15 protein-coding genes are annotated in these 14133 nt (G+C 63.9%); 8 read left to right on the forward strand and 7 right to left on the reverse strand.

Annotated elements, in window-relative coordinates:
* The first annotated feature begins 35 nt into the window (after window positions 1–35).
* From V1283_RS42900 to V1283_RS42930, 7 genes are all read left to right on the forward strand, one after another.
* Window positions 36–977 carry a dioxygenase family protein gene (locus tag V1283_RS42900; protein WP_334392609.1) on the forward strand — a complete coding sequence of 314 codons (942 nt, stop codon included), beginning with the start codon at window positions 36–38 and terminating at the stop codon, window positions 975–977.
* 90 nt (window positions 978–1067) lie between these two features.
* Entirely contained in the window at window positions 1068–2312 is a 1245-nt protein-coding gene (locus V1283_RS42905; protein WP_334392610.1) for an amino acid ABC transporter substrate-binding protein, read from the forward strand.
* Window positions 2313–2368: 56 nt separating this feature from the next.
* The gene (locus tag V1283_RS42910; RefSeq protein ID WP_334393390.1) at window positions 2369–3235 is read left to right on the forward strand and encodes a branched-chain amino acid ABC transporter permease; all 867 of its coding nucleotides are present in this window, start codon (window positions 2369–2371) and stop codon (window positions 3233–3235) included.
* A complete protein-coding gene (locus V1283_RS42915; RefSeq protein ID WP_334392611.1) occupies window positions 3235–4197 on the forward strand; it encodes a branched-chain amino acid ABC transporter permease in 963 nt (320 codons plus the stop codon). The genes V1283_RS42910 and V1283_RS42915 overlap by 1 nt, the downstream gene beginning before the upstream one ends.
* Window positions 4194–4931: an ABC transporter ATP-binding protein gene (locus V1283_RS42920; RefSeq protein WP_334392612.1), complete on the forward strand. Its 738-nt coding sequence runs from the start codon at window positions 4194–4196 to the stop codon at window positions 4929–4931. Before V1283_RS42915 ends, V1283_RS42920 begins: the two co-directional genes overlap by 4 nt.
* Window positions 4921–5658 (forward strand): ABC transporter ATP-binding protein, encoded by a 738-nt coding sequence (locus tag V1283_RS42925; RefSeq protein WP_334392613.1) that lies wholly within the window; start codon window positions 4921–4923, stop codon window positions 5656–5658. The genes V1283_RS42920 and V1283_RS42925 overlap by 11 nt, the downstream gene beginning before the upstream one ends.
* A gap of 121 nt (window positions 5659–5779) precedes the next feature.
* On the forward strand, window positions 5780–6520 hold the full coding sequence (locus V1283_RS42930) for an acetoacetate decarboxylase (RefSeq protein WP_334392614.1): 741 nt from the start codon (window positions 5780–5782) through the stop codon (window positions 6518–6520).
* Window positions 6521–6542: 22 nt separating this feature from the next.
* Here the strand turns inward: V1283_RS42930 and V1283_RS42935 are convergent, their stop codons facing one another.
* The 7 genes from V1283_RS42935 to V1283_RS42965 all read right to left on the reverse strand — a co-directional run bounded on the left by V1283_RS42935 (window position 6543) and on the right by V1283_RS42965 (window position 11910).
* Window positions 6543–6764, reverse strand: a complete 222-nt coding sequence (locus V1283_RS42935) for a hypothetical protein (protein ID WP_334392615.1) — start codon at window positions 6762–6764, stop codon at window positions 6543–6545.
* Between the two features lie 221 nt (window positions 6765–6985).
* On the reverse strand, window positions 6986–8428 hold the full coding sequence (locus V1283_RS42940) for a homospermidine synthase (RefSeq protein WP_334392616.1): 1443 nt from the start codon (window positions 8426–8428) through the stop codon (window positions 6986–6988).
* Between the two features lie 44 nt (window positions 8429–8472).
* Entirely contained in the window at window positions 8473–8862 is a 390-nt protein-coding gene (locus tag V1283_RS42945) for a RidA family protein (RefSeq protein ID WP_334392617.1), read from the reverse strand.
* A gap of 82 nt (window positions 8863–8944) precedes the next feature.
* Entirely contained in the window at window positions 8945–9112 is a 168-nt protein-coding gene (locus V1283_RS42950) for a hypothetical protein (protein ID WP_334392618.1), read from the reverse strand.
* Window positions 9113–9117: 5 nt separating this feature from the next.
* Window positions 9118–9717: a GNAT family N-acetyltransferase gene (locus V1283_RS42955; protein ID WP_334392619.1), complete on the reverse strand. Its 600-nt coding sequence runs from the start codon at window positions 9715–9717 to the stop codon at window positions 9118–9120.
* Between the two features lie 120 nt (window positions 9718–9837).
* Window positions 9838–10980, reverse strand: a complete 1143-nt coding sequence (locus V1283_RS42960) for a type III PLP-dependent enzyme (RefSeq protein ID WP_334392620.1) — start codon at window positions 10978–10980, stop codon at window positions 9838–9840.
* A gap of 672 nt (window positions 10981–11652) precedes the next feature.
* The gene (locus tag V1283_RS42965) at window positions 11653–11910 is read right to left on the reverse strand and encodes a hypothetical protein (protein WP_334392621.1); all 258 of its coding nucleotides are present in this window, start codon (window positions 11908–11910) and stop codon (window positions 11653–11655) included.
* Between the two features lie 129 nt (window positions 11911–12039).
* Here V1283_RS42965 and V1283_RS42970 point away from each other — a divergent pair, with 129 nt between their 5' ends.
* On the forward strand, window positions 12040–14130 hold the full coding sequence (locus V1283_RS42970) for a M3 family metallopeptidase (protein WP_334392622.1): 2091 nt from the start codon (window positions 12040–12042) through the stop codon (window positions 14128–14130).
* Window positions 14131–14133 lie beyond the last annotated feature (3 nt).

Raw genomic sequence — 14133 nt, forward strand, 5'->3', positions numbered from 1 at the left:
GGTCGAATAAGCGCCGGCAGCTCAGGGAGTGACGCATGCGTGAGTTAACGCCTGAAACGATCACGGACGCCGTGCTCGACCAGATGGCGACAACGCCGGACCCGCGCCTCAAGACCATCATGGCGGCGGCGGTCAAGCACCTCCATGCCTTCGCCCGCGAGGTCAATCTGACGCCGGCGGAATGGATCAAGGGTATCGAATTCATGACGGCCGCCGGCAAGATGTGCTCGCCGGAACGGCAGGAATTCATCCTGCTCTCCGACACCCTCGGCCTCTCGGCGCTCGTCAATGGCCTGCACGACGCCACCGCCCTCGAGGACGCGACCCATACCAGCCTGCTCGGCCCATTTTACCGCGAGGCCACGCCGACACTCACCGCCGGCAGTTCGATCGCCAGGAATCCGAAGCCGGGCAGCGAGTGCGTGCTTTACGGCCGCGTCACCGATGCCGCCGGCAGGCCGGTCGCCAACGCCACCGTCTCGATCTGGCAGACCGGTGCCGACGGTCTCTACGACATTCAGGCCAGTGCGACATCGGTCGATTATCGCGGCGTGTTCGCAACCGATGCCGATGGCCTCTACGTGCTGCGCACCGTGAAACCACTCGGATATTCGATCCCGATGGACGGACCGGTCGGCGCCATGGTGAAGGCGCAGGCACGGCATGGCATGCGGCCGGCGCATATTCACTTCCTGGTCGGTGCGCCTGGCTATCGCGAACTGGTCACCGCGCTCTATCTGCGCGACGATCCGCATCTCGCCGATGACGTCGTGTTCGGCTCGTCGGGCGATCTCGCCGTCGACGTGGTCGCAAGCGATCCGGACTGCCCGATCAAGGGCATGCCCAGCATCCGCTTCGACATGCGGGTTTCGCGTGAAAGTGAGGCCGACAAGACCAGCGGCCGCGTCGGCGCCGATCCATCGGCGATCATGAAAAAATCGGCCACGAAAGAACCCGTATCGGCAGGGGCCGGTTAGCCTCAGCCTGACGAGATTCCATTCAACAGCCGGGCAGAGATCCGGCGAAACCCGAATGACAACGGACAACGACACACGAGGGGGAAAATCATGAAACGCAGGACATTTCTCGGCGGCGCGATGGCCGTCGCGGTGGTTGGACAGGGTTCGCGCGCACTGGCGCAGCAGCCACCGATCAAGATCGGCATGTCGATGCCGCAAACCGGCGGCCTCGCGGGCGGCGGCAAGGCTTCGCTGCTCGGGATCGAAATCTGGCGCGACGATATCAATGCCAAAGGTGGCCTGCTCGGTCGCAAGGTCGAACTGGTCGTCTATGACGACAAATCGAGCGCCTCGGAGACGCCGGCGATCTACTCCAAGCTGGTCGATGTCGACAAGGTCGATCTCTTGTTCGCGCCTTACGCGACGGTGCCGACCGCACCGATCATGCCGTTCGTCAAGCAGCGCGGCCTGCTGCTGATGGGCAATTTCTCGTTCCAGGTGAACAGCAAGGTTGGCCACGACATGTGGTTCAACAATGCGCCGTGGGGGCCGGCCGACAGCTGGGCCGCCTCGTTCATCGATCTGGCGCAGAAAGCCGGCGGCAAGAACATGGCGTTGCTCGCGGCCGATCAGGAGTTTGCCCAGAATCTGGCGCTGACCGCTCGCGATGTCGCCAAGAAGCGCAACGTGCCCGTCGTCTTCGATCAGTCCTATCCGCCGAACACGGTCGAGTTCGCGTCAATCATTCGCGGGCTCAAGGCCGCCAAGCCCGATATCGTCTATGTTGCGTCCTATCCGCCGGATTCGGCCGGCATTCTGCGTGCCGTGAACGAGATCGGAATCGGCGACGACGTCAAGGTTTTCGGCGGCGGCATGGTCGGTTTGCAGTTTGCCGCCGTGATGGGGAATCTGGGGTCGTTGCTCAACGGCGTCGTCAACTACAACACCTGGCTGCCGGAACCGAGCATGTACCACGCCGGCACCAAGGAATTTTTCGAGGTCTATACCAAGCGCGCCGTCGAAGCGAAGGTCGACCCGCTCGGCTATTATCTGGCGCCGTACGGTTACGCCATGGGGCAGATGATCGACGCGGCGGTCAACGCGACCAAGTCGCTCGACCAGAAGGGCCTCGCAAAGTATTTGCGGGAGAACGAGCACAAGACCATCGTCGGGCCGATCGCGTTCTCGGCCGATGGTGAGTGGAAAGAAAGCGCAACGGTGCAGGCGCAGTTCCGGGGTGTGGTCGACAAGGACATCGAACAATTCCGGAAGCCGGGCAAGCAGGTGATCCTGTACCCCGACAAGTTGAAGACCGGCACGCTCGTCAGTCCCTTCGAGGCTGCCCGCAAGTAGGCCTCGGCTTTTTCTGGCTCAGGAAAAAAGCCAAGGGGGATCTCGACGTGTTTTCGATGGACCTGCTGCTCGGTGCGGTGGTGCTCGGGGTGCTGCTCGGCTGCTTCTATGCGGCCGTCAGCGTCGGGCTGTCCGTCTCGTTCGGACTGCTCGACGTTCCCCATGTCGCGCATCCGGCGTTCCTGGTGCTCGCCTCCTACGGCGTGTTCCAGCTCAACGAAAGCTACGACATCGATCCGCTGCTGGCAGGGCTCGTGATCACGCCGCTGTTTTTCCTGTTCGGCCTGCTCGCCTACCGCGTCTATTACGAGACCTTCGAGCGGCGCGGCAGCGACGCAGGCGTCCGCGGTATCGCGTTTTTCTTCGGCATCGCCTTCATCATCGAGGTGCTGATCATCATGCAGTTCGGCGTCGACCAGCGCTCGGTCACGGCGACCTATATCGGCAAGTCCTGGCGGTTCGGCGAGTTTCGGATACCGATCCGGCAGCTCGTCGCGTTCGCGGTGGCGCTGGGGCTGACGGTGCTGCTCGCCGTGTATCTGTCGAAAACCTTCATGGGCCGTGCGATCCGGGCCGTCGCGCAGGACGAGGAGGCGCTGCGGCTGATGGGAGCCAATCCGGTCCGCATCAAGCAATTTGCCTTCGGTATCGCCACCGCCGTGCTCGGGATCGCCGGTGCGCTGTTGATTATCGTGGCGCCGGTCGAGCCGACCCTCGACCGCGCCTATATCGGGCGGACCTTCTGCGTCGTCGTCATGGCCGGGCTCGGCAGCATCAGCGGCACGCTGATCGCGGCCATCATCCTCGGCGTCGCCGAATCGATCGTGCTGACGATGTTCGGCGCCTCCTGGGCGCCGGCGATCTCGTTCGCAATGCTGCTCGCCGTGCTCGCCGTCCGGCCGCAAGGTCTGCTCGGCCGATGATGAAGCATCGCCATAGCATCGTATTCTGGGCCGGCGTGGCCATCTTCCTCGCCGCCGTGCTGTCGATGACGCAAATCGTCCGCAACGAGTATCCGTTTTTTGCCGGCTACGTCATCCTGCAGTTCATCGCGCTCGCGGTCGCCTGGAGCATCCTCGGCGGCTACGCCGGCTACGTCAATTTCGGTACCAACGCCTTTTTCGGCGTCGGCGTCTACACGGCGGTGGCGCTTTTCAAGGCGACAGGCGCGCCGCTCGTGGTGCAGATCGCCGCCGCTGCGGCGGTCGGCTTGGCGCTCGGCTTTGGCGTCGGCCTGTTGACGCTGCGAATGCGCGGCATCTTTTTCTCGATCGCCACCATCGCGCTGGCGATCATCATCGAGACTTGCGTAATGAATTGGCGGTTCGTCGGCGGTGCGGCCGGGATCCAGATCCAGCGGCCGCCGGTGATGGCGCCATTCGACAGTTACGTGAAGATGCTGTTCTTCGTGCAAGCGGTCCTGGTCGTTATCGCCGTCTCCACGGCACGCTACATCCAGAATTCCCGGATCGGTCGCGGCCTGCAGGCGCTCAGGGATGACGAACTCGCCGCCGAGTGCACGGGTGTGCCGACCCTGAAGCTGAAACTGGTCGCCTGCATGATATCGGGCGCGCTGATTTCCGCGGCCGGGGCGCCCGCCGCCATGTACCTGCAATATGCCGATCCCTCCTCGGCATTCAATTTGAGCTACTCGGTGTCGGCGCTTGCGATGGCGCTGATCGGCGGAACCGCCCACTGGATCGGCCCGGTGCTCGGCGCCATCCTGCTCGGCTCGACGCAACAGCTTCTCGCCGTGACCATCTCCTCGGAAGTCAACGTGCTGGTGCTCGGCATCATGCTGGTGCTGTTCGTGGTCGGCGCGCCGAAGGGCATTATCGGGCTGTTGCGGCCGCGCTATCGTCTGCGCGCGGGGGGCAAGCCATGACGGTAACAGCCGCGCCGGACGCGCCCTTGCTGCAAGTCGGAACCCTTACCAAGACCTTCGGTGGTTTCACCGCGTTGGACAATATCAGCGTCGACATCCGGAAGGGCGAGCGGTTCGGGCTGATCGGACCGAACGGCTCCGGCAAGACGACGCTGATCAACTGCATTTCCGGCGCGTTGCGGCCGCAGACCGGCAGCGTGGTGTTCTGCGGCGAAGACATCACCCAATTGCCGCCGCATCTGCGTGCGCGCCGCGGCATCGCCCGCAGCTTCCAGATTCCGCGACCGTTCAAGAGCATGACGGTGCTCGAAAACCTCATGGTCGGGCTCGACTTTGCTGCGGTCGGCTCCAGTCTGCCGGAGGAAGATGTCGCGATGTCGATCCTGACGCGGATGGGCCTTGCCGCCAAAGCCGGCGCGCCGACCGACACGCTGAGCCAGGTGGAATTGCGCAAGATGGAGCTTGCGCGCGCGCTGGCGGTACAGCCGAAGCTCCTGATTTCGGACGAAGCCATGGCGGGACTTTCCTCTTCCGAGGTCGATGAGGTGCTGGATCTCCTGATCAGCCTCGGGGAGGAAGACATCACCATCATCATGATCGAGCACATCATGCAGGCGGTGATGCGTTTTTCCGAGCGGGTGATGTGCCTCGACGCCGGAAAAATCATTGCGATCGGCGCGCCGGCCGAGGTGATGGCCAACAAGCGGGTGCAGGAGGCTTACCTTGGCACTTAGCCTTGCTATCGAGGGCCTCGATGCCGGCTACGGCGCCGTCAAGGCGCTGCGCGGCGTCACGCTCCATGTCGAGGCCGGCGAGACCGTTGCCTTGCTCGGCACCAACGGCAACGGCAAGAGCACGCTGATGAAGTGCATCATGGGCCTGGTCCGTCCGGATCGCGGCCGGCTGTCGCTTTCGGTCGACGGGCGGGCGCACGATCTGACCAAACTCTCGCCCGAGGCGATCGTCGATCTCGGCGTCGCGCTGGTGCCCGAGGGACGGCGGTTGTTTCCCAAGCTGACGGTGACGGAAAACCTGATGCTCGGCGCGTTCCGGAAATCGGCCCGCAGCGCCATCCGGCAGAATCTCGCGCTGGCGTTCGAGACTTTTCCCGCCCTGCAGGAGCGCCGCAACCAGCTCGCCGGCACCATGTCCGGTGGACAGCAGCAGATGCTGGCGATTGCGCGCGCGCTGATGTCCTCGCCGCACCTGTTGTTGATCGATGAACCCTCGGTCGGGCTGTCGCCGCTACTGGTGTCGCAGACGATTACCAAGATCGGTGAACTCAAGCAGCGCGTCGGCCTGACGGTGCTGATGGCGGAGCAGAATTTCAACCAGGCGATCCGGATCGCCGACCGCGGCTACATTATCGTGCACGGCGAGATCGCGGTGGCAGCGCAGTCGGTCGACGAGTTGAAGGCCAACGATATCGTCAAGCGGCTCTATCTCGGCGGCGTCGCCTGACGGAAATGACGGCATCGTGACGGTGTCTGGAGCGCTCTGCCGATTTTACAGTCTCGCCTGTTGCCGTCAGCTGCCCCATAATCTCTCATTGCGTCCGTGTAGATGACAGATGAGGCAAGCGATGAAAATCGACGACGTCAGGCGAACTGCCTATTCGATGCCGCTGACCAACCCGTCATTCCCGCGGGGGCCGTATCGTTTCTTCAACCGCGAATATTTCATCATCACCTATCGCACCGATCCGGAAGCACTCGCCGCCGTGGTGCCGGAGCCGCTGGAGGTTGCCGAGCCGGTCGTGAAATACGAATTCATCCGCATGCCCGATTCAACGGGCTTCGGCGACTACACCGAAACCGGCCAGGTGATCCCGGTCCGATTCAGGGGCGAGGACGGCGCTTATGTCCACTCGATGTATCTCGACGACGAAGGGCCGATCGCCGGCGGCCGCGAGCTCTGGGGATTTCCCAAGAAACTGGCGTCGCCGAAAATTGCCGTCGAGAGCGACGTGCTGGTCGGAACGCTGCACTATGGCTCAGTGCTCTGCGTCAGCGCCACCATGGGCTACAAACACCGAGAGGTCGATCACGACACGGTGCTGAAGGGGATGAAGGCGCCGAACTTCATGCTCAAGATCATCCCGCATGTCGATGGCAGCCCGCGGATCTGCGAGCTGGTCCGGTACTATCTCGAAGACATCACCCTGAAAGAGGCGTGGACCGGCCCTGCCGCGCTCGGCCTGTTCCCGCATGCGCTCGCCGACGTGGCGCGGCTGCCGGTGCGCGAAGTGGTCTCCGCGCTGCATTTCAAGTCAGATCTGACGCTGGGTCTCGGGACGGTCGCGTTCGATTACATGGCGAAGTGACGCGCGGGCTTTTTGCCAACGCTCACTGCGCGCCCCTCAGCGTGCAGGCGGTCGAGCAGGTCGTCATCACGCCGCGCTGGCAGGCGATGCACACTGTGACGCACTGTTTCTTGTCCTTGGGATTGTACTCGCTGTACAGCTTGCGGGCGCAATCCTCAATCGATCCCGTGACGTCGCTGTTGCTTTCAGGCGTGCACGCGGCCAGTGCCGCGGCCGACAGGACGATGGCGATGATTACGCGCATGTTGTCGCTCCCACCAGGAGCCCTCGCTCGAAAAAGCCGCGGCGACGGCCGTCAGCCCTCGTAGAAATTTACCCCTCAGGGTCGCGCGATTGAATTAATCGAGTGTTACGCGGTCTCGGGGTTCCCGTGCGTAGTTCTACGCCCGGGATCGAGACGCCCGCTGTGCGCTGCAGCGGGAGCCTCAGGGGCCGCGTTGCCGTCGGCGGCCCCGCCGTGCCGCGTTACCGGACCAGGACGTTCCTGAACTGCCAGGGATCCGAGGTATCGATATCCTCCGGGAACAGTCCCGGCCGGTCGGTGAGCGGCGTCCAGTCGGTGTAAAAACCTCTCACCGGGCCGAGATACGGCAGCTGGATTTCCAGCAGGCGATCGAAGTCCATCTCGTCGGCTTCGACGATGCCTTCGTTCGGGTTTTCCAGCGCCCACACCATGCCGCCGAGCACGGCGGAGGTCACTTGCAGGCCGGTGGCGTTCTGATAGGGCGCGAGTCTGCGGGTCTCTTCGATGGAGAGCTGCGAGCCGTACCAGTAGGCATTGTTGTCATGGCCGAACAGCAGCACGCCGAGCTCGTCGATGCCATCGACGATTTCGTTCTCATCGAGGATGTGGTGCTTTTCCTGCATCTTCGCTGCCCGGCCGAACATTTCATGCAGCGACAGCACGGCATCGTCAGCCGGATGATAGGCATAGTGGCAGGTCGGCCGATAGACCGCCGTGCCCGATGCGTCGCGCACCGTGAAGTAATCGGAGATCGAGATCGACTCGTTGTGGGTGACGAGGAAGCCATACTGCGCGCCGCGCGTCGGGCACCAGGTGCGCACGCGCGTGTTGGCGCCGGGCTGCATCAGATAGATGGCGGCGCCGCAGCCGGCTTCGTGGGTACGCGCATTCTCGGGCATCCATTTTTCATGGGTGCCCCAGCCGAGTTCGGACGGCTGTACGCCTTCCGACAGGAAGCCTTCCACCGACCAGGTGTTGACGAAGACATCAGGCTCTTTTGGCGACTTGGAGCGCTGGGTGTCGCGTTCGGCGATGTGGATGCCCTTGATGCCGGCCTGCCGCATCAAGTCCGCCCATTCGGCCTTGGTCTTCGGCTTGGGGGCATTGAGTTTCAGATCAGCGGCAACATTGAGCAGCGCCTGCTTGACGAAAAAGGAGACCATGCCGGGATTGGCGCCACAGCACGAGACGGCCGTCGTCGAGCCCGCGGGGCGCGCCTTCTTGGCGGCCAGCGTCACTTCGCGAAGGGCGTAGTTGGAGCGCGCTTCCGGGCCCTTCGAGGAATCGAAATAGAAGCCGAGCCAGGGCTCGTTGACGGTGTCGATATAGAGAGCGCCAAGTTCGTTGCAGAGCTCCATGATGTCGGTGGAGCCGGTATCGACCGAGAGATTGACGCAAAAGCCCTGGCCGCCGCCTTCAGTGAGCAGCGGGGTCAGCAACTCGCGATAATTGTCCTTGGTCACGCCCTTCTGGATGAAGCGTACATTGTGCTTCTCGCAATGCGCCTTGCGGCCCTCGTCCTTGGGATCGATCACGGTGATGCGCGACTTGTCGTAATCGAGATGCCGCTCGATCATTGGCAACGTGCCTTTGCCGATCGAGCCGAAGCCGACCATGACGATGGGGCCGGAAATTTTCGCAAGGATTTGCGAGGACGGGCTCATATTGGTCTCCAGAAGATTGGATGGATGGCGGCGTTCGCTTCCGATCAGTCGGAACGCAGTTTGGCGGTGACTTCGATCTCGACCTTCATCTCGGGTCTGTAGAGGCCGGCGACCACCAGCAGCGTGGCGGCCGGCCTGATCTGGCCCAGCACCTCACCGCAGACCGCGAACAGGGCGTCCGCGTCCGCAGGATTGGTGATGTAATAGGTGGCGCGGACGATGTCGTGCATGGCAAAGCCGCCTTCCCTCAGCGCGGCCTCGATCGTCCTAAAGCAGTTCCGTGCCTGGCTCGTGACATCCGCAGGCATCGTCATGGTCGTGTAGTCGTAGCCGGTGGTGCCGGACACGAAGGCCATGTTGCCGTCGAGGACGGCGCGGCTGTAGCCGGCGGCCTTTTCAAAGGGCGAGCCGGTGGAGACGAGATGGCGGGGCATCGGGACCTCGGTTTCCAAGAAGTTGGCCGGTTTTGGCGCGGTTTAAGGGCTTTTCCCCGATCGGCGCAACCCCTCGCGGGGGTTATCGGGATTGCCGGGTGACGTCGGAGGCTGGCGGCGGCGTGGGGCCGCCCCAGCGGCGCACGAGGATGTCCCTGACGATCATGACAGAGATCATGATCAGGAGCACCGTCGTGATGACGCTGCGGACGCGCGAACGTGCGCCGTCGTGCGAAAGGCTCTCCGGCATGGGCCTTAGGCCACGCGCGGCACGAGCAGCGCCTTCCTGGCCCGGCCTGCCTTGGGTTTAAGCAACGGCGCGCCGGTCGCCGCGATCATGCCCCAGGCCCCGTCGAGCGCGCCCTCGCGCAGCTCCAGGCCGAGCAGCCGCTCGCGCTCGAAGGCGCCCGGCAGCGTCAGCTCGCCGGTCTTCGCGGCCGAGAAGCCGAAGCGGGCGTAGTAGGGCGCGTCGCCCAGCAGGATTACCGCGCGATGGCCACGCGCCTTCGCCGCCGCGAGCGCGTGGTCCATCAGCGCAGCCCCGACGCCAAGCCGGCGGGAGGAAGCCTCCACCGCCAGCGGGCCGAGCATGAGCGCCGGGATGCCCCCGGCGCTGACGTGCCACAACCGCACGGATCCGACCGGGCGGCCCTGGCGCACGGCCGACAAGGCAAGGCCTTCGGCGGGCGCGCGTCCGTCGCGCAGGCGCTGGCAGGTGCGCATATGGCGGTCGTCGCCAAAGCAGGCATCCAGCAGCGCTTCACGCGCGGCGACGTCCGAGGCTCGCTCCGCACGGATCGCGAACGGAGCGGCATCGGATTTGAGGGCAATCGTGGTCTTCCGCAAAGCAGTCATGGCACGTCAGTCCCCGCTCGCAACGGCCAGCAAGCCGCGCAAAGCGTTGTCTTGGAATTCGCAATGAGGGGAGGGAGCCGGCGCACCGGCTCCCGTTATTCGAACCTCAAACGAGGCTGCTTAGATGTGGTAGGTCCGCAGCGGCGGGATGCCGTTGAACGCCACCGACGAGTAGGTCGACGTATAGGCCCCGGTGCCCTCGATCAGCAGCTTGTCGCCGATCTCGAGCGTCACCGGAAGCGGATACGGCATCTTCTCGTACAGCACGTCGGCGCTATCGCAGGTCGGTCCTGCGAGCACGCACGGCGTCATGTCCGCACCGTCATGCGGGGTGCGGATGGCGTAGCGGATCGACTCGTCCATCGTCTCGGCGAGACCGCCGAATTTGCCGATGTCGAGATACACCCAGCGCACCTCGTCCTCGTCGCTCTTCTTGGAAATAAGAACGACTTCGGTCTCGATGATGCCTGCATTTCCGACCATGCCGCGGCCCGGCTCGATGATGGTTTCCGGGATCTGGTTGCCGAAATGCTTGCGCAGCGCACGGAAGATCGACCGGCCGTACTGCACGACCGGAGGAACGTCCTTGAGGTACCTGGTCGGGAATCCGCCGCCCATGTTGACCATGGACAGGCTGATCCCGCGCTCGGCGCAGTCCCGGAACACCGTCGAGGCCATCGCCAGCGCACGGTCCCACGCCTTCACCTTGCGCTGCTGCGAGCCGACATGGAACGAGATGCCGCACGGCTCCAGGCCCAGACGCTTGGCGAGGTCGAGCACCTCGACCGCCATTTCCGGGTCGCAGCCGAACTTGCGCGACAGCGGCCACTCGGCGCCTGCGCAGTCATAGAGAATGCGGCAGAACACTTTGGCGCCGGGGGCGGCACGGGCGACCTTCTCGACCTCTGCAGCGCAGTCGACCGCGAACAGGCGAATGCCGAGCGCGAAGGCGCGCGCGATGTCGCGCTCCTTCTTGATCGTATTGCCATAGGAGACACGGTCCGGCGTCGCACCTGCGGCCAGCGCCATTTCGATTTCGGCGACGGTGGCCGTGTCGAAGCACGAGCCCATCGAGGCCAAAAGCTGCAGCACTTCGGGCGCCGGATTTGCCTTCACCGCGTAGAACACGCGGCTGTCCGGCAAGGCCTTCGCAAAGGTCTGGTAGTTGTCGCGCACGACTTCGAGGTCGACCACGAGGCACGGCTCGGTGTCCTGGCCCTCGCTGCGGCGGTTGCGCAGGAATTCCTGAATACGTTCGGTCATAGCACCCTCCAAACGGCCCAGCGACGGGACCCGTTCAAATGTGATCTCGGACGTGAGTTTGCCGGCGTTGCCGCACGATGGAGACGCGACAAGGCCTTGAACTCAGACCGAATTGTGCTGCCGTGGATTGGTTGGGAATTTCCCGCCCGCACACCTGGCAATGAAGGACAAGCCTTTTCAGTAGCCCGCGCCGGCGTTGGAATGCCGGTAGAGACCAAAAAAGCCCGATCCGTCGTTGCTTTAAGTCGCGTCCCCCGTTGAGAGCGGGGTGCGCCGGTTCGCCTCCGGCTGCCAGTCACGGTTGCAAAGGATGGAGAGACCTTCAACGGCATCTCTTGAGAGAGATGCTGGCCGCTTATGGAGCGACCCTCGGTTCTTCCACCCCTTGGCGGCTGTCCGGCCTCTTGTCCGGATACCTACCGACTGACACACGACCACAGGCACGTGCGAAATTGGGCAAGGCTGGAAATAAGACTTTTGATTCTGCTTCGCAACATTTTTTTTAGGCTGGGGACAAATTTCCCCATGCGTGATTACAAATTGGTTTTCAGCGCGAGCCGCTGACGACAAACATGAATGGACGTTAAGAATTCTCGGGAGTGCTTGAGCGCTTGAGCGCCTGTGCCGCAGCGGTTTCTCGCATCGTGCGTCAGATGCGTTTGTGCGGGAGCGTCAGGCGCGTTTTGTGAACGGCTCGATGCGCTGGGCGGCGCGGATGAATGCCACCATGATCAGCACGCCGATCCCGAACAGCACCGCCTGGAGGATGTGCGCGGCGGTGTCGTCGAGGCCGAACAGGATCGCGAGCGCCCAGCCGCCGGCAAACGCCGCGCCGAACACCTCTGCGCCGATCAGGATCGCCGCCGAGATGACGGTGATGACGCTCGGCCAGACGATCGCGCGGGAGGAGGAGGCGGGCTGTGGGTTCATGAAAAAGGTCCTGTTCAAGGGGCGCAATCTCTCCGAAAAGGCTCCATCTATCAAGCGTAAAAGGCCCAAAAATGCCGCATCGCGTGATATAGATTGCCGCATGTTTTCAAGGAAAAGACGGGAATTGTGATGTCAGAAACCCAGCACGCGGCAGCGGCTCCGGAAGCCGGAGCAAATCCGCTGCTCCAGCCGTGGCAGACGCCGTTCGAGACGCCGCCTTTCGCCGAGATCGAGCCGGAGCACTTCCTGCCTGCTTTCGAGCAGGCCTTTGCCGACCATGCCGCCGAGATCGCGGCGATCACCCATGATCCCACCCTGCCGGACTTCGCCAACACCATCACGGCGCTGGAGCGCTCCGGCAAGCTGCTCTCCAAGGTCGCAGCCGTGTTCTACGACCTGGTCTCGGCGCACTCCAATCCGGCGATTCTGGAGATCGACAAGGAAGTCTCCTTGCGGATGGCGCGGCACTGGAACCCGATCATGATGAACGCGGTGCTGTTCGGCCGTATCGCGATGCTGCACGAGAAGCGCGCCAAGCTCGGCCTGACGGCTGAACAGACGCGGCTTCTGGAGCGCACCTATACCAATTTCTACCGCGCCGGCGCCGGCCTCGACGAGGCTGCCAAGAAGCGGCGGGCCGAGATCAACGAGCGGCTGGCCCAGCTCGGCACCTCGTTCAGCCACCATCTGCTCGGCGACGAGCAGGACTGGTTCATGGAGCTCGGCGAGGACGATCGCGCCGGCCTCCCCGAGGCGTTCGTCGCCGCGGCAAAGGCGACCGCCGAAGAGCGGGGCATGGAAGGCAAGGCGATCGTGACGCTGTCGCGCTCCTCGGTCGAGCCGTTCCTGAAGAGCTCGTCGCGCCGCGACCTGCGCGAGAAGGTCTTCAAGGCCTTCACCGCGCGCGGCGACAATGGCAACGCCAACGACAACAACGCCACCATCGTGGAGATCCTTGGCCTCCGCGAGGAGGCCGCCAGGATCATGGGCTTTGCGACCTACGCCGCCTACCGGCTGGAGGATTCCATGGCCAAGACGCCGGAGGCCGTGCGCAGCCTCCTGGAGCGGGTCTGGAAGCCGGCCCGGGCGCGGGCGCTGGCCGACCGCGACGCGCTGCAGGCCCTGATCGCCGAGGAGGGCGGCAATTTCACGCTCGCCCCGTGGGACTGGCGCTACTACGCCGAGATCCTGCGGCAGCGCCGCGCCAATTTCGACGACGCCGCGATCAAGCCCTATCTCGTGCTCGACCACATGATCGAGGCCGCCTTCGACTGCGCCACCCGCCTGTTCGGGATCACCTTCTCGGAGCGGAAAGACATCCCGGTCTGGCATCCGGACGTCCGGGTGTGGGAGGTCAAGGACGCCGCCGGCCAGCACAAGGCGCTGTTCTACGGCGATTACTTCGCCAGGTCCTCAAAACGCTCCGGCGCCTGGATGACCTCGCTGCGCGACCAGCAGAAGCTCGACGGCGAGATCGCCCCGCTGATCATTAATGTCTGCAACTTCGCCAAGGGCGCCAATGGTGAGCCGTCGCTGCTGTCGCCGGACGATGCCCGCACCCTGTTCCACGAGTTCGGTCACGGCCTGCACGGCATGCTGTCCAACGTGACCTATCCTTCGCTGTCGGGGACAGCCGTCTTCACCGATTTCGTCGAACTGCCGTCCCAGCTCTACGAGCACTGGCAGGAGCAGCCGCAGGTGCTGCGGCAGTTCGCAAAGCACTACCAGACCGGCGAGCCGCTGCCGGACGACCTGCTGCAGCGTTTCCTCGCCGCCCGAAAATTCAACCAGGGCTTTGCCACCGTGGAGTTCGTCTCCTCGGCGCTGGTCGACCTCGAATTCCACACCCAGCCGACGGAGGCCAGCCGCGACGTTGCCGCGTTCGAGAAGGCGGAGCTGGAAAAGATCGGCATGCCCGCGGAAATCGCGTTGCGGCACCGGCCCACGCAATTCGGCCATATCTTCTCCGGCGATCACTATGCGTCCGGCTATTACAGCTACATGTGGTCCGAGGTGATGGACGCCGACGCGTTCGGCGCCTTTGAGGAGGCCGGTGACATCTTCGATCCCGCCGTGGCAAAACGCCTGCACGACGACATCTATTCGTCGGGCGGCTCGCGCGACCCGGAGGACGCCTATGTCGCCTTCCGCGGCCGCGAGCCGGAGCCGGATGCGCTGCTCCGCCGGCGCGGCTTGCTGGAAACATCGGAGGCCGCCTGAGGT

Origin of the sequence: Bradyrhizobium sp. AZCC 2262 (assembly GCF_036924535.1) — a bacterium.
Classification (GTDB): domain Bacteria; phylum Pseudomonadota; class Alphaproteobacteria; order Rhizobiales; family Xanthobacteraceae; genus Bradyrhizobium.